Genomic DNA, 19329 nt, shown 5'->3' on the forward strand with positions numbered 1-19329 from the left:
CGATGGTCGCACCAACCTGGAGAGACTGGGTGTTTTCCGGCAAGGCTTTTGCGGCTGCCATGCTGGCCCTTTATCTTGCCCTGATGTTTGATCTGTCGCGGCCCTATTGGGCTGTGTCGGCGGTCTATATCGTTTCCAATCCCTTCGCGGGCGCCACTAAATCCAAGGCACTGTACCGTGTGCTTGGCACATTGCTGGGTGCAAGTGCTGCGGTTTTGTTCGTGCCGGTCTTCGTCAATGCCCCGGAGCTTTTATCCCTGGTGGTGGCGCTTTGGACCGGAACTCTGTTGTTTTTGTCGATGCTCGACCGTTCGGCGCGTGCCTATGTTTTCATGCTGGCCGGTTACACGCTGCCGCTGATTGCCTTGCCCAGCGTCAGCGATCCCGGCGGCGTTTTCGATGTCGCGTTGGCGCGGTCGGAGGAAATCACGCTCGGCATTCTCTGCGCCACGCTCGTCAATCAGGTGGTGTTTCCTTCCAGTATCGGGCGACTGTTCAGTGATCGGATTAATGTCTGGCTGGCCGATGCCGGTGCCTGGGCCGAAGATATCTTGCGCGGCGAAGGTGCGACACCGTCTACACCGCTGAAACGCCAGCAATTGGCCTCTGACGTGTCCAGTCTTGACCTGATGATCAGCCAGTTGAGTTACGATCCGGGAACCAAGGATGTCGTCGGCCAGGCGCGCGAGCTTCGCGGCCGGCTTTTGATGCTGCTGCCTGTGTTTTCGTCGCTGGCAGACCGCTTGCATGCTGTCAAACAGCAATCCGGCCTGGATGACACCCTCATTGCGCTGCTTAATGATGTCGCCGATTGGTTCAAGCTGGGTGGCGGCGTCGAGACGGAAAAGGCAGGCGCGAACCTGCTGGCTCGGATCGACGCCCTGCAGAAGCAGGATAAGCCAGGTAGCTGGGATGATCTCGTCATGTCGAGCCTGCTGACACGGTTGAAGGATGTCGTTGAACTCTGGCAGGATTGCCTGACACTGCGCGATCACATCGCCAGCGGCGGTCATGCTGCGGAGACTGTGCCGCTCCTGCACACGCGCCGTATTTTGGCGGGCTCACGGCATTTCGATCATGCACTGCTGGCCATGAAAGTGGCTGTCGTTGTGGTGGGCATTCTATTGGCCTGCGCATTCTGGATTGCCAGCGGCTGGAGCCAGGGCGCGAGTTTCGTCTCCATGGTCGCCGTGTCCTGTTCGTTTTTTGCCGCCCAGGACCGGCCAGCGCCGATGATCCGCAAAATGCTGATCTGGACAGCCCTGTCGATTGTGGTGGCGTTTGTCTATCTCTTCGCCATTCTTCCGGCCGTCACGTCCTTCGAAATGCTGGTGCTGACGCTGGCGCCGATGTTCCTGTTCATCGGCTTGAAGATGAGCAATCCTCAAATGGGCATGTTTTTCATGCTGCTGGCGGTCAATAGTGCCACGCTGATCGCCATTCAGGATCAGTATTCCGCCGATCTGACCAGCTTTGCCAATGGCGGGCTGGCGACCCTGCTTGGCCTCGGTTTTGCCCAACTCTGGGTCACTGTCGCCCAGCCTTTTGGGGCTGAACTGGCGGCTCGGCGACTGATGAAGTCGGGATGGCGGGATCTTGCCGATACGGCCTCTGGATCACGGTCGGGAGATGTCGGCCGCCTTTCCAGCCGCAGTCTCGACCGGCTTGGGCAGCTTGTCCCCCGGTTGGCGGCGTTGAATGTGCGCGATCTCGGCGATGTCGATGGCTTTGCCGATGTCCGGCTTGGCTTCAACGTGGTGACGCTGCAACAGCAGCGGTCGTCGCTTGGGCAGGACAGCGGCACGCTCATCTCACAGGTTCTGGCTGGCATTGCAGACCATTATCGCCGCCGACTGAAGACAGGTGGGGCCGGGCCAGCGCAGCCACAGTTGCAGGAGACGATTGACCGGGCGCTCGAGACGATCATGCGCAACGAGGGCGATGGCGGGCGCCGTGTGACCGACGCGTTGGTTGGTCTCAGGCGCGTGCTGTTTGGTCAATCGCCACCGCCAAGCCTGTCCCCGCAGGTTGGTGGTTCGCAGTCCGGCCCCCACCCACTTTCTTTCGCAGCAGAGTAACGTCAATGCCGACCGAATTTGATATTTATGGCGTCTATATCCCGCGCCTTTTCGTGGTGATGCTGATCGCGTTGCTGATCAGCATGGTGGTCCGCAAGCTGCTGGCCTGGATGGGTGCTTATGGGCTCATCTGGCATCGTGGCCTTTTCGATGTTGCGCTCTTTGTCCTGCTGACGGCAGGTCTTTCCTTTCTAACACGCTGGTTTGTCTCATGACGATGTTGAAGTCTCTCGGTAGGGTCGTTGTCACCCTGGTTGTCGTTGTCGCCGCGCTCTTCGCCGGCTACCACCTTTGGGTTTATTATATGGAAGAGCCGTGGACGCGCGACGGGCGCGTGCGCGCCGATGTCGCCGAGATTGCTCCTGATGTCACCGGCCCCGTCAGCGACGTGCTGGCGAAGGACAACCAAACAGTCCGTAAGGGCGATGTTCTGTTCCGGGTTGATGCAAAGCGGTTCGAACTGGCGCTGGAGCAGGCGCAGGCCGATCTCGATCAGGCGAAATCCTCGCTGGATGAGGCTGTCCGCGAAAGCCAACGCGAAGAGCGGCTTGGCGATTCCGCTTCGGCCCAGGCGCGTGATAAGGCGGTATCCGCCCAGGAGCAGGCCCAGGCGTCCTATAACAAGGCCCTTGCCAGCCGCGATGTTGCCAAGCTGGATCTGGATCGCACCGAAGTGAAGTCCACCGTTAACGGCACGGTGAGCAATTTCTCTCTTCAGGTCGGCGATTTCGTCAATAGAGGCACGGCTACTGTGGCTGTCGTCAACACCGATACACTGCGGGTCGAGGCCTATTTCGAGGAAAGCAAATTGCAGCGCATTCGTGAAGGCGACCGCGCCTCCGTGCGGATCATGGGACAGAAAACTGTGCTGACTGGCCGGGTAGAAAGCATGGCGACAGGCATCCAGGACCGCGAGCGCGATTCAAGCTCCGGCCTGTTGGTCAATATCACTCCGACATTCAATTGGGTCCGGCTGGCGCAGCGCGTGCCGGTGCGCATTCATCTCGAAAATGTCCCTGATGGTACAAGGCTGATCTCGGGTCTGACGGCGACAGTGGACATCCTGCCGGAAGTGCAGGCTGGTCAGAAGTAGCTGTGGAGTTCGGACGAAAGCCGGTTTCCGCTTTTACGGACAAGTTCTAGTGGCGAATGTCAGACAAAAACTTCTGCGCTCTCGGGTGCTGGGGATTGGTGAAGAACGCCTCCGGTGTTGCATCCTCCAAAAGCACACCGCCATCCAAAAACCAGACGCGATCCGCCACCTCGCGCGCAAATCCCATTTCATGGGTCACGCACATCATCGTCATGCCGCTGTGGGCCAGGCTTTTCATCACGGAAAGCACTTCGCCAACCATTTCGGGATCAAGGGCACTGGTTGGCTCATCAAACAGCAAGATTGGTGGCTCCATTGCCAGTGCCCGGGCAATGGCAACACGCTGGCTTTGGCCGCCGGATAATTGCCCCGGATAGGCATCGGCCTTGCCGGACAAGCCAACACGATCCAGCAGCGCCTTGGCTTTCTCGGTCGCTTCCTCTTGCGACAGTCCCCTGATCTTGCGTGGCGCAAGGGTCAGATTGTCCATCACCGACATGTGGGGAAAGAGATTGAACTGCTGAAAGACAAAGCCAATCGAGGTGCGCAGCTTGTTAATATCAATCTTGGGACGATGCACATCCTCACCATTGACGATAATCTTGCCATCCCCGATGGCTTCGAGCCGGTTGATGGTGCGGATCAGGGTTGTCTTGCCGGAGCCGGAAGGGCCGCACAGCACCACCACCTGCCCGCTGGGAACCGTTGCCGTGATATTGTTCAGGCATTGATAATGGCCATACCATTTGTTGACATTCTGGAATTCAATCATGGTGCTGGCTCCGTCGTCAGAGGGTTGCTGAGGGAAGTCACTGGATTTTTGGGCGAAGACCTTCCCAAACGTCGTTGTGCGATCCGCCGCTCAATGGTTCTGGCGGTTTGCGTTAGAGAGAAACACAACAGAAAATAGATGGCGGCCAAGATCGAGAACACCTGCACCGGCTTGGTTAGAAGCTGTGTATTGACCTGTGCGGCTGCAAACGTGAACTCATTGACGCTGATCACATAGCCCAGTGAGGTTTCCTTGATCAGCGAGACAAATTGACTGAGCAGGCTGGGCAGGGAGTTATAAACAGCCTGCGGCAGTACGATATAAAGCATGGTTCTGCGATAACTGAGGCCGAGAGATCGGGCAGCCTCCGTCTGGCCGCGCGGCAAGGCCTCGATGCCGGCGCGAAGAACCTCGGCGAGATAAGCGCTCTCATACAACACCAGAGCGCCCACCAATGTCCAAAACCCGCTGATAGATTGGCCCACCAAAAACGGCAGTGCGAAATAACTCCAGAAAATCACCATCAAAAACGGTGTTCCACGCAGCGTATGCACTATGGTGCCCGATAAAAACCGCAGGCTGCGATAGGGACTGACCCGGCCCAATGCCAACAGCAAAGCGCATGGCAGCGCCAAAAGCAGGCCAAGAATGGCAAGCAGAAGGGTGGCAACCAGCCCCCCGAGAGGGCCGTTGGGATATTGGCCAATCAGCAAAAGTAGCCAGTTGTCGCGGAGAATATCAATCATAGCCACCCCCTATCGCTTTGGCAGCAACTGTCGCCGCTCATAGAGTGCGCCAGCGGCCATGATGAAGAAAGAAATGGCCAGATAAATGCCGGTGATGACGGCAAAGGTTTCAAACGTGCGAAACGTATCACTCTCAATCTGGCGGCCCTGATAGGTGAGATCATGCACCCCGATGGCCATGGCAATGCTGGTGTTTTTGAACAAAAGCAGCGAATAATTGATCAGGGGTGGAATGGCATATTTGATGGCCTGCGGCATGACGATATAGCGCATGGTGCGCAGATAGCCGAAGCCAAGCACACGACCCGCCTCGTATTGCGTAGGTGGAATGGCTCTTAGCCCGCTGCGAAGCGCCTCCGACATATAGGCCGCCATGCAAAACGAGATGGCAAACATGGCCAGAAGAAACTCGCTGTTGCGCTCGTTCAGCCACATGCGTGCCGCCTCGGGCAAGAGTTCGGGCACGGCAAAATACCAAAACAGCACCTGCACCAGCAGCGGGATGTTCTGGTGTACCTCCACATAGGCGGCCACAAACCATTGGGCCGGCTTGAAATTGGAATTGCGCAGCAGCAAAAGCACAACGGCTGTGAAAAACGCCAGCAGCCAGCAGGCAACGGCCAGCTCAATGGTTAGAATAAACCCGCTGATGAGCCAATCCAGATGATCCCCGGTGAGGACCACGGAGAAGTCGAGTGCATGCATCGAAGGACTCCATGATAAACCAGCACGCTCGCGCAATAAGGCAAACGTGCTGGTAGGGGGTTGGATTACTTCAGGTCAGCAAGCACCGGATTTCCCGCAGGCTTATCCAGAGTGAATGTGCGCTCGATCTTATAGGCTGTGTCTTTGCCAAGCCACTTGTCGAAGATCTTTTGCCCGTCGCCGGAGGTTTCCAGCGTCTTCAGGGCGGCATTCACCGCAGACAGGAAAGCCGATTCGCCCTTGCGCACGCCCAGACCCCAATATTCAATGGCGGCAGGCTGTTTGATAAAGCTATAGCCATCGCCAGCCTGTTGCTGGAACTTGATCAGCGCAAGTTCCGACAGGATCATCGCCTTCACCTTGGACTGTTGCAGAGCAAGGAAGGCGCTTGGTGGGTCTTGGAACGTCAACAGCGTCGCATCAGGCAGAAGCGCACGGACATATTTTTCCGAGCTGGAGCCTTTGGGGGCGCTGATCTTGTCTTTCTTCAGATCGGCAATCGAGCTGATGCCGCTGGCGGATTTGGTCAGAAACATCTGGTTGCTGACGAAAGAGGCCGTGCTGAAATCAATCTGCTTGGCCCGATCATCAGAATAGCCAAGTGCTGCCGAGAGAATATCAACGCGGCCTTGTGTCAGTTCTGGAATACGGGCTTCAACCGCCAAAAGCTTCAGTTCGAGCTTGACGCCCAAAGCGTCGGCGATTTTCTGGCACAGGTCCACTTCGTATCCCACCGTTTCACGGGTCTTGGGATCGGGGAAGCTGAAGGGCTCAAACGTGCCCATTGTGCCGCACACCAATGTGCCTTTGGCTTTGATGTCGGCCAGTTGGTCGGCCTTGGCAGCAGACAGCGCCAAAATGGAAAGCGCGACCGCGCCGCAAAGTGTTTTCATGGAGATCATACGTTCAGTCCCTCTGGTTTCGGTTCATAGTTTGGCTCCTTTGCAGAGCTCTTAACGTTCAATTTCTTATTATTATTCAGCCGCTTGCGACGGCTTGCCGTAAGCGCCTTTGTAGCGGCCTTCCTGAATGGATTTGATAATCTCGGCTTCCCGCGCTTCTTGCGCACGCACGGCCTGAAGCAGGTCTGGCGCTATCGATTGAGAAAAGGCGACAATGCCATCCTCATCACCCACCACGATATCGCCGGGGTTCACCACCATGCCACCAATCGACACCGGCACATTCAGCGCCCCCGGCCCATCCTTATAAGGCCCGCGATGGGTGGTGCCACGGGCAAAACAAGGCAGGTCCATCTGCGCAATGGCAGCCACATCGCGGATAGCGCCATCAATCACCATGCCAGCCGCGTTGCGGTGAATGGCAATATTCATCATGATTTCGCCAATCAGGGCGCGGCTTGTATCGCCGCCGCCATCAACCACAAGAACGTCGCCGGGGCGGATGTGCTCAAGGGCTTCATGCAGGGCAAGATTATCGCCGGGGCGGGTGCGCACCGTGAAGGCCGTGCCCACCATGACCCCGCTGACCCGATGATAGGGCAGCAGGCCGACTGCACCGGGAAGACGCAATAGGTTATCACTGATAACCGCTGTTGCTGCCAGCCGAAAGCCTTCAATCAAGGCTGCGTCGGCAGGTTGCGCGCTGGGGTTTCGTTCAATCGCCATTGCTTGCCTCGAAAATTCTATTCTGTTGAATGAAAAAATAAGGACAGACGCACTTTTCTGAAAGCGATATTATTTAATGTTCTTTGATCTCTTTTAGGAATGAAACTGAGATAGCATGCTCTGCACGGGTGCTTAACAACAGGGCGCATGATCAATAAACAATCATGATTGTCTTTTGAAAAAAGCAAGAAATAGGCTGTTTCTGTCGGGAAAAGGGACCCGATGCAGTGAAGCCAAAATCCGTGATCTTTTCACAGTAAAAAAAAAGATTAAAAGGAATTAAAGTCGATCTCTTTCGGGAATGGTAAGCGCCATGATCACACTGCGGCAGCTGGAGGCCCTCTACTGGATTTCCCATCTGGGTACGTTTGAGCGGGCCGCAACGCGCCTCAACACCACGCAATCAGCGATATCCAAACGGATTCAGGAGCTGGAGCTGGTCGTCGGCCTTGCCGTTTTCGACAGAAATCAGCGGGGGGCGCGGCTGACCGAAAAGGGCGAGCACTTGCTGGCCATGGCCGAGGAAATCTTGCGACTTCAGGAGCAGATTCTGGAACTCAAGACCTCCGGCGAAACCCCCGCCAGACGCCTGCGACTGGGGGTCACAGAACTCTCCGCCATGACCTGGTTTCCACGGCTCATTTCAAAAATCCGCGAGCTTTATCCCAAGGTCAGCCTTGAGCCACATGTGGATACCAGCCGTGCCTTGGATGCCATGCTGCGCGATGATGAACTGGATTTGATTGTGATCCCGGAAGTGTTTCCTTCCGATGAAGTCATCTGCGTGCGGCTGGCTGATGTGTCCAACGCATGGATGGCCCGGCCCGGACTGGTGGCCCCGACCGATGAGGCGCTGACGCTTGAGCAACTTTCCAAATATCCCGCGGTCATTCAGGGTGGACGCTCAGGCACGGGCTTGTTCTACAATAGATGGCTGCGGTCTCAGGGCCTTGTGTTTCCGCAGGCGATTGCCAGTGACAACCTCATGGCACTGGTGGGGTTCACGATAGCGGGCGTTGGCATATCCTATCTGCCGCGACAATGTCTTCGACCGCTGGTCGATGAGGGTCGGCTTGTGGTGATCCCGACCAGACCTGTCCTTCCGCCGATTCCCTATAGCGCCGTTTACAGGAATGATCGTCCCTCGGCATTCACGGCGATTATTGCCGATCTGATGTGCGACATCTGCGACTTTTCACGGCAATTGCAGAGCTGAACGAATGAGTGTCGTCCTGTGTTTTGAGCGACACTCTTTTCGTCAGTCGTGTTGCCTCGCCTGCAATGATATTCGTGCCCTGTGGTGATACGCGCTGAACCACGTGCGTATAGGGACCACCAAAACCTTACAGTCCGTCCAATAATCACCGCTGGCCGTCTGCAAATGGCAATTTCTGCGCTTCCGGTACTCACGTACGTTAAGTACGCTCCGTTCCGGTTCTCGAAATCACCATTTTCGCCAGGCCAGCAGCAATTCTTGAACAGACTGTTAGATATCGGCGATGAATGCCTGTTTCTGGGTGCCGAGACCTTCGATGCCCAGTTCAACCACATCGCCAGCTTTCAGGAAGCGTGGTGGCTTCATGCCCAGGCCGACGCCGGGCGGCGTGCCGGTGGAAATCACATCGCCGGGATGCAGGCTCATGAACTGGCTGAGATAGGACACGAGAAAGGCGACGCCGTAGACCATGGTCTTGGAGGAGCCGTCCTGCATGGTCTCGCCATTGACGGTCAGCCACATTTTCAGGTTCTGCGGATCGGCAATCTCATCCTTGGTGACCAGCCAGGGACCGATCGGGCCGAATGTGTCGCAGGATTTGCCCTTGGTCCATTGTCCGGCCCGTTCGGTCTGGAAGGCGCGCTCGGACACGTCATGGGAAATGCAGTAGCCTGCGACATAGTCCATGGCGTCTGCCTCGGACACATATTTCGCTGTCTTGCCGATGACGACGCCAAGTTCGACTTCCCAATCGGTTTTTTCCGAGCCGCGCGGGATCAACACCTCGTCATTGGGACCGCAAATCGCTGAGGTCGCCTTCATGAAGATTACCGGTTCGGGCGGAACGGTTGCGCCGGTTTCTGCGGCATGGTCGGAATAGTTAAGGCCGATGCAGATGAACTTGCCGGTGCCGGATACGCAGGGGCCGATCCGGCCCGGAGCAAGTTCCGGCAGCGTCGCGGGATTGAGCGCCGCCAATTGCGACAGTCCTTCCGGCGAAATTGCCGCGCCGCCGATATCGGTGACATGGGCAGAGAGATCGCGGATCTTGCCATCGCTATCGAGAAGGGCTGGCTTTTCCTGGCCAATCGGGCCAACGCGCATCAGTTTCATCGGGTATTTCCTTTCATATTTCTAGGCACTTAGGCTGAAATTTAAGGCAAACTCTAAATCGACCAGCCGCCGTCGATGGCGTAGGCCTGCCCGGTCGTATAGGTGGCGCCGGCCAGATAGACGGCAAGATCGGCGATCTCTTCCGGGGTGCCGATCCGCCCAATCGGCTGGCGGGCGATGAAGGCGGCGCGGGCTGCCTCATAATCGCCTTGCGCCTTCAACCTTTCCTGAAGCGAAGGGCTTTCCACCGTGCCGGGGCAGATGGCATTGCAGCGGATGCCCTGGGCGACATATTCGGCAGAGACGGATTTGGTCAGGCCGATCACGGCTGCCTTGGTGATGGAATAGGCGCAGCGGTTGGCCACACCTTTGACGCTGGAGGCGACCGAAGACATGTTGATGATTGCGCCATCGCCTTTTTCGATCATCGCAGGCAGCACGGCGCGGATGGTGCGCACCATCGCATGCACATTGAGGTCGAAGGCAAAGTCCAGTTCGTCGTCCTTCATGTCGAGGACCGAGCCGGCATGAACGAAACCGGCGCAATTGAAAAGCACGTCGAAGGGACCGGTTTCAGCAATCACCGCCTTGACCTCGTCGTCCTTCAACACGTTCAACCGGCGCGTGATAATGCCAGCCTCCGCCTCCAGGCTGGCCAGCGCCTGCTCGTTGATATCTGTGGCGACGACCGTGGCGCCAGCGCGGGCAAACGCTAGCGCGCTGGCCCTGCCTATGCCTTGGCCTGCGGCTGTTATCAGCACCTTTTTATCAGCAAGAGACGACGACATTGGATTTTCCTCCTGGTTCGGGCAGGCTTTAAGGGGACGAAGGGGGGCTTTGGTGCACGAACCGCTCGTCTTCCTATCGATACCACCGGATTATTGCAGAATTTCCGCTTGATCCTCTTCCATTTCAAGGGGAAATTATGATGTATAAATAACGCATTACGGGGAATGCGCGATGAACTATAGGTCGCTGAACGGTGTAAGGTCAAGCTTACTTGGCGCTCTAACCTGACGGACGTCTGAGGCATTCGTTCAGCCGGTGATCCAAGTCGCGGGCGAGTGTTTCGGCGTTGCGGCCAATCACGATACTCTGGTGATTGCCGCGCATGTCGATCCACTCTGCGCCCGGCAGAAAGGCCTCCCATAGCGGCTTCGGATCGCAATCGATCGGTGATCCTCCAAGCGCGCGATAGAATGTCAAAGGCCCGGTATAAAGTCGTGGCCGGTAGAGCCCTTTCATTCTCAGAAGCTGACGAGCCATTCGATCATAGCCGGGAGGGTAATTGCCGATCCATTGCGGCGCCATCGTCGGATAGTCGGGGTCGCGTGGATCGCGGAATCGAAACAGAAACGGGCGGAAATAGATGGAGATGCCACAGGCTCGGGCAGTTATTTCTGTCCATGGGTGTCTGTTGGATAGCTCTCCTCCATCATCTCCGCGCTGCTGCGAGGGCGGTATGACGCTTGGGGCAGGCCGGGGCTTTGCGGTCTTCAGCCGTCGCGTCAAGCGCTTCAGCATGAACCGCGACCAGACGGATAGCGGCCAGATATACTCGCTTTGGGGTGTGTCGATCAGGCCGAGAAAGGCAACTTCCTCCCCACTGTCTTTCAAGGCTCTCGCCAGTTCAAGTGCCAAAACCCCGCCGAAGGAATAGCCCATCAAGCAATAGGGACCGGGAATGCCAGCGTCTTTCAGGGCGGTGAGACAGGTGTGAATTTCATCCTCGACCACAGCCGGGTCACAACTTCTGTTATCGAAGGGCGTCAGGGACATGCCAAGAATTCGGCCGGGAAATTGCAATCTTTGAATGAAGTCCTGTATTTCCAGAAAGCAGCTTAATCCTCCGGCAAAGACGATCAATGTCTTGTCCGTGGAACCCTTCCTGATTTCGATAATCTTCGGCAGGTTTAAATAGGAGCCATTTTCGATGGCAAGGGCAAGCGCCTGTGGGCTTGGCCAGAGGTAGAAGCTGTTGACATCCAGTTCTATCGCGGTTTCTCGCCAGAACCGGTCAATGATGCGCAAAGCCCGGTTGATGGTCAAACCGTCTTCCAGCAGATTGTCGTCGGGCGACACAGTACGTTTCAATTCCTGGCGACAGAGATCGACCAGCAATGCCGTGACATTCATAGGAACAGCCCGTTGCCGGCCCAAATCGTCTTCATTTACGATCCTCGCAGACATGATCCCGATATCCATCGCCTTCAGGTGGAGAGGATAGTGAGGACAATCACGACGGCGCCAAGAGGTTCCATCATAGTCTATCTACGACATTCTGCCGCTAATGAGAACGGATTTTACGAAAAAAGTCAGGCAACGTGGTGTGGTGGTTTAATTTTGCGGCAGGGGGGCCTCGGCGAACGGTCCGCCCAGCAGTGGACCAATGATTTCGCTTTCGCGGCCCTGGTCCATCGGCGCATCCTGTGAGCGGTCCTGCGCTTTCCAGCCGAGTTTCTCGGCGTCGCTGCTCACCATGCAGCCGCTATCGTTGTCGGAGACGCCGTAAACCATCAGGCAGCCGAGCGTTTCGACCTTGAAGGCGCGGTCGACAAGACGGGTCAGGTCATCGGCGCTGATCCATGTGGTGAGCATGCGGGGGCTGCGGACCGTGTCGAAGCAGGAGCCGATGCGCACGCAGACCGATTGAATGCCGCATTTGTCGTGATAGGTGCGAGCCAGCAACTCGCCATAGGCCTTGGACAGGCCGTAAAAACTGTCGGGCAGCATTGGCGCGGTCTCATCGATTGGCGCCCCGAACGGGTGTAAGCCGACGACATGGTAGGAACTGGCCAATACGATGCGCGGGACGCCAAGGCGTCGGGCGGCTTCGAATATGTGATAGGTGCCGCGAATATTGGCATTGAGCACGGTTTCGAACGGCGCCTCATTGGCCATGCCGCCAAGATGAATGACGCCATCAACACCTTGCATGACGGCGCAGATCGCATTGAAATTGCCGAGATCGGCACCTTTGATGCCCCGGGCCGCATCGTCATGCAGGTCGCTCAACACCAGGTCATAGCCAAGTGCTGCGAGGCGAGGCGCAAGCGTGGTGCCGATATTGCCAGCGGCGCCGGTGATTAAAAGACGGGTCATCAAACACTCCTTGCCTCGGTCATATGTCAGGCTTTAAGCGATATAGTGGTCCGGTTTGCGCCCGGCTACTGGCAGATCGACGGCAAAGATCCGGCCTGCGAATTCATTGCCCTTGCCGCCCGGTTTCAGGCTGGTGATGAAAGCCGTCCTGAAATCTGGCCCGCCAAAGGTGATGTTGGTGGGATTGGTGGTCGGCACATGGATGACCATATCGGGACGGCCTTTGGGATCAAGCCGCAAGACCCGGGCACTGTCGGAGGCGGCGATCCAGTAGCCACCATCCTGATCCACCGTTGCACCATCCGGGCGTCCCCCGAATTCGGAGAGGTTGGCGAAAAGCTGCGGCTTTTCCAGCGGCATGCCATCGGCGTCGAGCGCTATCGTCCAGACTTTGGCGACACTCGGATGGCTGTCAGAGACATAGAGCCGCCTGCCGTCAGAGGAAAAAGCAAGGCCGTTCAAGGTGCGAAAGCCGTCGCGCACCACCCGAACTTGTCCTTTGTCGAGGCAAAACAGCCGACCAAGCTGCGGACTGTTTGGCTCGATACTGCCGCACCAGAAACGTCCGGATGGATCGGCAATGCCATCATTCATACGTGTGCCAGGCATGGGTGCGGCGGGCGAGGCCGTGAAAGGGGCATGTAACAATTCCCGCTTCAGCCGGTCGCCATCCAGTGACAGATATTCAAACCCCAGCGAGGTTCCGGCAATGAAACCGCCATCGGTTGGCGCGATGGAGGCGAGCGCACCATCGAGCGTCCAGCGTTTAAGGCTGGCATCTTGTGGATCAAAGCGCAGCAGGCCACCGGCCTCGATGTCGCAATACCAAAGCGCATCCTCGTGCCATTGCGGGCTTTCTGCGACGGTGACGGAGGGAATATCGAGCGGTTCAGCCGTAAATTCCTTCATTGCAACTCCAGCGCAGGAGGCATGATCAACGGCTTGCGCCGTCTCGACATGTCGGGCTGTGGCACCGAGGCGATCAGCTTCTGGGTATAGGGATGCTGCGGCCGCAGGCAGATGTCGTCGGCATCGCCCATTTCGACGATCTTACCCTTTTGCATCACCGCCACCCGGTCGCAGAAATAGCGGACCACGGTAATGTCATGGCTGATGAAGATGAAGCTGATACCAAGCTCGGCGCGCAATTCCGCCAGCAAATCAAGCACCTGATGGCGCAGCGACACGTCCAGCGCCGAGGTCGGCTCATCGGCGATGATCAGCCGTGGATTGGGCGCGATGGCCCGGGCGATGGAAATGCGCTGGCGCTGGCCACCCGAAAAGGCATGCGGATAGCGGTTGATGGCATTGGTCGGCAGGCCAACGCGGTCAAGCAGATATTCCACCCGCTCGCGCATCTGGGTGGTGGTCAGGCCCATCATCCGCATCGGCTCGGCGATGGTTTCAAACACCGTCATGCGTGGGTTGAGCGAAGAATGTGGGTCCTGAAACACCATGCGCATTTCCGTATAGAGATGACGCATGGTGTTGCGCGACGCCTTGGCGATGTCAACATCATGACCCTTGGCATCAGCATAATGAACATGGCCAGCCGTGGGCTTGTAGATTTGCAGCATGGTGCGGCCAAGCGTGGTCTTGCCCGATCCGCTTTCCCCGACGATTCCAAGCGTTTCTCCGGGCGCCAGCGTCAGGCTGACACCGTCGATAGCCTTGACGCCGAATGTCTGCTTTACCCCCCAGCGGCGGCGCGAGCCGAATTGCAGCTCGAGGTCGGAAACCTCCATCAGTGGCTTGGCGGCGGCAGGCAGCGTGCGGCGGGGAAGGGGCGTTTCCAGCTTCAGCACGGCACCCAGAAGCGCTGCGGTATAGGCGGCAGCGGGACGGCGCAGAACTTGTTCCGCCAGCCCTTCCTCGACCTTTTCGCCGCGATACATCACCATCACCCGGTCGGCAATTTCCGCCACAACGCCGATGTCATGGGTGATGAACAGCACGGCCATGCCGCGCTCACGTTGAAGCGAGACGATCAGATCGAGAATTTCAGCCTGGGTGGTAACGTCGAGCGCCGTGGTCGGCTCATCGGCAATCAACAGACGCGGATTGCAGGACAGGGCCATGGCGATCATGGCGCGTTGGCGCATGCCGCCGGAATATTCGAAGGGATAGCGGTCAATCGCGGTTTCCGGGTCGGGAATGCGCACCTGACGCAAAAGGTCTATGGCGCGCGCACGCGCCTGCGCCTTGTCCATTTTCTCATGCAGAAGGATCGCTTCGATGATCTGCTCGCCGATCCGATGCACCGGCGACAACGAGGTCATCGGCTCCTGGAAGATCATAGCGATCTGGCCGCCTCGGATCGACTGCATGTCCGGGCTGGAGGATTTGAGCTTGGCGATATCGCGGTCGGCCTTGCCATTTTCCCCGGCAAGCAGGATCTCGCCCGATGTCAGCCGACCAGGATCGGCCAGCAGCTTCAGGATGGCGCGGGCCGTGACGCTTTTGCCCGAGCCGCTTTCGCCCAGCACGCAAAGGGTTTCGCCTTCATAGACGTCGAAGGACACATTGCGGACAGCCTGGATGACCTGGCGATGCACGGGAAATTCGACACTGAGGTTCTTGACCTGCAAGAGAGGCTTTACGTTCGATGTCATGGAGTTACCTCGTGCATAGGGATCGGCTGCATCGCGCAGGCCGTCGCCAAGGAAGTTCAGGCTGAGCACCGCGACCACCACCGCCACGCCGGGCGCCAGCAGCCAGGGGGCCTGGGTCAGCGCCCGCAGGTTCTGGGCATCCTGGAGCAGCACGCCCCAGCTGACGATGGGCGGTTGAAGGCCAAGGCCTAGGAAGCTCAGCGATGTCTCGGCAAGGATCATCGTCGGGATTGCCAGTGTGACAGCGGCAATGATGTGACTGGTGAAGGACGGCATCATATGACGTCCGATCACCCGCATTTCGCTGGCGCCATCCAGCCGTGCGGCGGTGACGAAATCTTCGGTGCGCAGGGACAGGAAGCGACCTCGCACCACCCGGGCCATTTCTGTCCAGCCGATCAGCGAGAGGATGACCAGGATGACAAAATAGACCTTGAGCGACGACCAGTCCTTCGGCATGGCGGCGGCCAGCCCCAGCCACAGCGGAATGGTCGGAATGGAGCGGATAAACTCGATGGTGCGCTGGATGACGCTATCGATGATCCCGCCGAAGTAACCGGATATGCCGCCCAGGACCAGGCCGATTACCAGGCTCAGAAACACACCGATCAGGCCGATCGACATGGAAATCCGTGTGCCATAGATGACGCGGGACAGGAGATCGCGGCCAAGCCGGTCGGCACCCAGAATATAAAAAGGCTTGGTATGATCGAGCGGGCCGATGAAGTGCAGATTGGTGGTGAACAGGCCCCACATGTCATAGCTTTCGCCACGCGCAAAAAACTCGATGGGGATGATCGCATTGTCATCCACCTGGAAAACCCGGGTGAAGGATTTTGGGTCGACGACATTCTTGTAGCCTTTCACATGCGGCAAAAATTTGCCATCGTGAAACAGGCTGATCGGCTGCGGCGGCGCGAATGTATATTGCGGCTTGAAGGTCGTCGGCAGGGTTGGCGACAGGAATTCTGCGAAAATCGCCAGGAAATAGATCGCTGCTGTGGCAATCAGGCCGATCATCGCCAGCTTGTGGCGGCGGAACTTGAACCACATCAACGCCCATTGCGAGGAGACCACCATGCGGTCGCCGGTCGTCTGATTGTCGAGCAGGGGTTCGTTCGGGGCGCCAGTCCCCGGTGCGGCGTGGGGCAGGGGAGAAGATGTCACGGTCATGTCAGACGAATCCTTGGATCGACGATGGCAAGCAGGATGTCGGACAGCAGCGTGCCGACCAGGACCAGGCCACCGGTCATCAGCAGGAAGGCGCCGGCCAGGTACATGTCCTGGGATTTCAGCGCCTGCAAAAGAAGAGGTCCGGCGGTGGGCAGGTTCATCACGGTGGACACGATCAACTCGCCGGAAATCAGGGTCGGCAATACCCATCCGACGGTGGAAATGAATGGATTGATGGCAACGCGCACCGGATAGCGCAGGATGGCCCGCCGTTCCGGCAGGCCCTTGGCAAGGGCTGCTTCCACATAGGGCTTGCGCAATTCGTCAAGCAGATTGGCGCGCATGACGCGGATCAGTGCCGCTGTGCCGCTGGCTCCCAGAATGATCACGGGGATCCAGACATGTTTGAGAAAATCCCCGATCCGAGCCAGCGACCAGGGGGCATTGGCAAATTCCGGCGAGAACAACCCGCCGACACTCTGTCCGAAGTGAATGGTCGCCACATACATCAGCAGAATGGCCAGCAGGAAATTCGGGATCGCCATGCCGATAAAGCCGAGCAGGGTGAAGAGGTAATCGCCCGGAGAATATTTGCGCACGGCGGAGTAGATGCCGATGGGCAGGGCCGTCAGCCAGACGAACATCAGGGTTATGAAAGCGACCAGCGCCGTCATCCCCATCCGCTGCATTACCAATTGGCTGACAGGCTGGTTCCACTCGAAGGAATAGCCGAAATCGCCATGCATCACGCCGCCGATCCAGTGGACATATTGCAGTACGACCGGCTCGCCGATGCCATAGCGCTGGCGCAGGGTCTCCAATTGGGCAGGAGACATGGTGTCGCCGGTTTCAGCGGCCTGGGCGGCCAGCGTCGAGACGAAATCGCCAGGCGGCAACTGGATCACCACGAAGGTCAGAAGCGAAATGGCAAACATCGCGGGGATCATACCCAGCACGCGCAATGTGATGAACCGTAACATCGACGATCCTTTCCGGGGTCTTACGTTCCTGTCCATGGACGCGGGCAGGGGACTACAGGGTGACCAAAAGCGGGGTCTTCGGGGCGCCGGACGCGGAGCGCAAGGTTGGGCAAGCGCCACGCGGACGACGCCCCGAAGTCGGGAGGAGCTTTCTTAGTTCTGGATGAACCATTGCTCGGTATTGCTGGGCGCCGGGCTTGGATAGACCCAGGAGGTCGGCGCATTGTTCATCACGTTGTGCAGGTTCTTGGCCTTGACGGCGAAGCCAGCGGGCGGTGTCGAAATCGCAATCGTGTAGAACTGGTCGGCGGCAATATCGAGAATCTGCTGGAACAGCGCCGTCTGCTTGGTCTGATCGGTGGTGGACTTGATCTGGTTATACAGATCCCACTGTTTCTTGACCGGCTCCGGCGGCTCTTCTCCACCCTGCATCTTCAGGTAAGCCTTGCCCCAGGCAACGGCATAGTTGGATTCGATTGAGACCGGCATATAGAGGCGCGGATCAAGCAGGGCATCGACGCCATACCCTTCGCCGGTCCACAGCGCCACGTCATGGTCATTGTTGTTCTTGACCTCGTAGAACCGCGTGCGGTCCATCGATTGGAAGCGTGCATCGACACCAACAGCCTGCCAGTAGCGAATGACCAGTTCGGCCACATCGCCCCAGTTGGACAGCGCCGCAGGCGTGATGACGGTAAAGGTCAGGCGCTTGCCATCAGGACGAAGCCGGAAGCCATCGGCATCCTTCTTGTCGAGACCCATGCTGTCAAGCAGCTTGTTGGCCTTGTCAGGGTCGTAATCGAGATATTGATGCGCCAGCCGATCATTGGCGTAGAGGGTGTTTTCGTTTGGCGCCACCTGTTTGGGCTGCGTCAGGCCCAGATAAATCGCATCGATGACCGATTTGCGATCAATGGCGATGCTCATCGCCATCCGGAAATCCTTGTTGCCGAAGATCTTGCGCATCTCCGGGTCCTTATGGGTCATGTTGAAGGCAAAGGACGTGTCCGCACCCTGACCGGTAATCCGGTCGATCAACTCGTAACCACCCTTGTCCGCGCCTTCGTTCAAGACCGGACGGTTCTGGTTCACGCCGATATGGCGTTCCTGATAGTTGATCTTGCCGGCAATCGCCGCCAGAAGCACGGTCTGTACATCCGAATTGACGCTATAGCGGGCACCATCGAGATAAGGCAGCTGATTGCCCGCGGGATCGACCTTCCAGTAATAGGGATTGCGCTCGAAGGTCACCTGAGTGGCGCCAGACACATAGGGGTCCTTGATCTTCCAGGGGCCAAGCACGGGCATGTCTGGATTGCGCCAGCGCTGTACCTGCTCGATTTCCAATCCGCATTTGTTGGTCAGATGTTCGATCCAGCTGGCATCGCCGGCATCCTTCGCCAGCTTTTCGGCATCCGGATTGAACTTCGGCATGAACTGACCGCAATATTGCTTCGACATCAGGGTGAGCTGCGTGCCGAAAACGCCCGCGACATTCATGAGGAACAGGCCGTTCGGACCGGAGAATTTGATGGTGACGCTGGTCGGGCTGTTGACGGTCGCCACCGGCAGCTTGCCCCCTACCAGCATCCAGGCGGGTTTGGCCGGAAACAACTTGTCATCGGGAAGCACGTCATTGACCATGAAGGCGATGTCTTCAGCGGTGAAATCCATGCCGTTCGACCATTTCATGCCCTTGCGCAATTCGAAGGTGAAGGTCGTGGCGTCATCGCTGGCTTTGTAAGAGGTTGCGACATTCGGAATGATCTTGCCCGACCATTCCCGGTCCCAGGCCATCAACGGCTCGTAGCCGGTCAGCTTTGCCAGCGCGTTGCGGTCATTGCCGCCCACCAATCCGCCGGTCTGGTAGCCGCCATAGACGCCGACCCGGTCCACCATGTCCTCGACGCGCGGATTTTCCGGCAGGCGTTTTTCGACCGGTGGCAATTTGCCCTCCTTAACCAGCGCATCAAGCTGCGGTGCCTGATGATAGTCCTGGGCAATCGCCATGACCGGCATGCCCACCAGTGCGGCAAGCGCCACTGTGGCAAGCAGTTTTCTGGTCTTCATCGTGTTTTTCCTCCCGAAGAAATATCTTTTATGATGGGTCG

17 protein-coding genes and 1 pseudogene are annotated in these 19329 nt (G+C 57.8%); 4 read left to right on the top strand and 14 right to left on the bottom strand.

Translation table 11 applies throughout. The annotated features are described in order from the left end of the window. Positions 1-2: 2 nt before the first annotated feature. Genes ASB66_RS03820 through ASB66_RS03830 form a run of 3 tightly spaced genes read left to right on the top strand, consistent with a single transcriptional unit; the run spans position 3 to position 3171 of the window. The gene (locus tag ASB66_RS03820; protein ID WP_060717476.1) at positions 3-2078 is read left to right on the top strand and encodes an FUSC family protein; all 2076 of its coding nucleotides are present in this window, start codon (positions 3-5) and stop codon (positions 2076-2078) included. Positions 2079-2083: 5 nt separating this feature from the next. Continuing rightward, on the top strand, positions 2084-2293 hold the full coding sequence (locus tag ASB66_RS03825; protein ID WP_060717477.1) for a DUF1656 domain-containing protein: 210 nt from the start codon (positions 2084-2086) through the stop codon (positions 2291-2293). Further along, positions 2290-3171, top strand: a complete 882-nt coding sequence (locus ASB66_RS03830; RefSeq protein WP_060717478.1) for an efflux RND transporter periplasmic adaptor subunit — start codon at positions 2290-2292, stop codon at positions 3169-3171. The genes ASB66_RS03825 and ASB66_RS03830 overlap by 4 nt, the downstream gene beginning before the upstream one ends. Before the next feature lie 46 nt (positions 3172-3217). Here ASB66_RS03830 and ASB66_RS03835 read toward each other — a convergent pair whose 3' ends face one another. The 5 genes from ASB66_RS03835 to ASB66_RS03855 form a co-directional block, all read right to left on the bottom strand. Beyond that, positions 3218-3943 (bottom strand): amino acid ABC transporter ATP-binding protein, encoded by a 726-nt coding sequence (locus ASB66_RS03835; RefSeq protein ID WP_060717479.1) that lies wholly within the window; start codon positions 3941-3943, stop codon positions 3218-3220. After that, a complete protein-coding gene (locus ASB66_RS03840; protein ID WP_060717480.1) occupies positions 3940-4689 on the bottom strand; it encodes an amino acid ABC transporter permease in 750 nt (249 codons plus the stop codon). Before ASB66_RS03840 ends, ASB66_RS03835 begins: the two co-directional genes overlap by 4 nt. Before the next feature lie 9 nt (positions 4690-4698). Next, the gene (locus ASB66_RS03845; RefSeq protein ID WP_060717481.1) at positions 4699-5394 is read right to left on the bottom strand and encodes an amino acid ABC transporter permease; all 696 of its coding nucleotides are present in this window, start codon (positions 5392-5394) and stop codon (positions 4699-4701) included. 65 nt (positions 5395-5459) lie between these two features. Then, the gene (locus ASB66_RS03850) at positions 5460-6296 is read right to left on the bottom strand and encodes an ABC transporter substrate-binding protein (protein WP_234612824.1); all 837 of its coding nucleotides are present in this window, start codon (positions 6294-6296) and stop codon (positions 5460-5462) included. Between the two features lie 72 nt (positions 6297-6368). Next, the gene (locus tag ASB66_RS03855) at positions 6369-7022 is read right to left on the bottom strand and encodes an RraA family protein (RefSeq protein WP_060717482.1); all 654 of its coding nucleotides are present in this window, start codon (positions 7020-7022) and stop codon (positions 6369-6371) included. Positions 7023-7335: 313 nt separating this feature from the next. On the opposite strand from ASB66_RS03855, the gene ASB66_RS03860 reads away from it, so the two are divergent. After that, positions 7336-8238 (top strand): LysR family transcriptional regulator, encoded by a 903-nt coding sequence (locus ASB66_RS03860; protein ID WP_060717483.1) that lies wholly within the window; start codon positions 7336-7338, stop codon positions 8236-8238. A gap of 270 nt (positions 8239-8508) precedes the next feature. Here the strand turns inward: ASB66_RS03860 and ASB66_RS03865 are convergent, their stop codons facing one another. The 9 genes and pseudogenes from ASB66_RS03865 to ASB66_RS03905 all read right to left on the bottom strand — a co-directional run bounded on the left by ASB66_RS03865 (position 8509) and on the right by ASB66_RS03905 (position 19288). Then, complete coding sequence (locus tag ASB66_RS03865) at positions 8509-9351, bottom strand: fumarylacetoacetate hydrolase family protein (protein WP_060717484.1); 843 nt, start codon at positions 9349-9351, stop codon at positions 8509-8511. A gap of 53 nt (positions 9352-9404) precedes the next feature. Beyond that, complete coding sequence (locus tag ASB66_RS03870; protein WP_060717485.1) at positions 9405-10139, bottom strand: SDR family oxidoreductase; 735 nt, start codon at positions 10137-10139, stop codon at positions 9405-9407. Positions 10140-10359: 220 nt separating this feature from the next. Further along, a complete protein-coding gene (locus tag ASB66_RS03875) occupies positions 10360-11541 on the bottom strand; it encodes a thioesterase domain-containing protein (RefSeq protein WP_234612823.1) in 1182 nt (393 codons plus the stop codon). Between the two features lie 147 nt (positions 11542-11688). Then, positions 11689-12453 (bottom strand): NAD-dependent epimerase/dehydratase family protein, encoded by a 765-nt coding sequence (locus ASB66_RS03880; protein WP_060717487.1) that lies wholly within the window; start codon positions 12451-12453, stop codon positions 11689-11691. A gap of 33 nt (positions 12454-12486) precedes the next feature. Next, a complete protein-coding gene (locus tag ASB66_RS03885; RefSeq protein WP_060717488.1) occupies positions 12487-13362 on the bottom strand; it encodes an SMP-30/gluconolactonase/LRE family protein in 876 nt (291 codons plus the stop codon). Then, positions 13359-15065 (bottom strand): ABC transporter ATP-binding protein, encoded by a 1707-nt coding sequence (locus tag ASB66_RS27095; RefSeq protein WP_060717613.1) that lies wholly within the window; start codon positions 15063-15065, stop codon positions 13359-13361. Before ASB66_RS27095 ends, ASB66_RS03885 begins: the two co-directional genes overlap by 4 nt. 30 nt (positions 15066-15095) lie before the next feature. Further along, positions 15096-16238: pseudogene (locus tag ASB66_RS27100) on the bottom strand (ABC transporter permease); the annotation flags it as partial. Then, on the bottom strand, positions 16235-17218 hold the full coding sequence (locus tag ASB66_RS03900) for an ABC transporter permease (protein WP_012654022.1): 984 nt from the start codon (positions 17216-17218) through the stop codon (positions 16235-16237). The pseudogene ASB66_RS27100 and the gene ASB66_RS03900, both read right to left, overlap by 4 nt. 153 nt (positions 17219-17371) lie before the next feature. After that, complete coding sequence (locus tag ASB66_RS03905; RefSeq protein ID WP_060717489.1) at positions 17372-19288, bottom strand: ABC transporter substrate-binding protein; 1917 nt, start codon at positions 19286-19288, stop codon at positions 17372-17374. Positions 19289-19329 lie beyond the last annotated feature (41 nt).

The sequence above is a fragment of the Gillisella vitis genome (genome assembly GCF_001541345.2).
Lineage (GTDB): Bacteria > Pseudomonadota > Alphaproteobacteria > Rhizobiales > Rhizobiaceae > Allorhizobium > Allorhizobium vitis.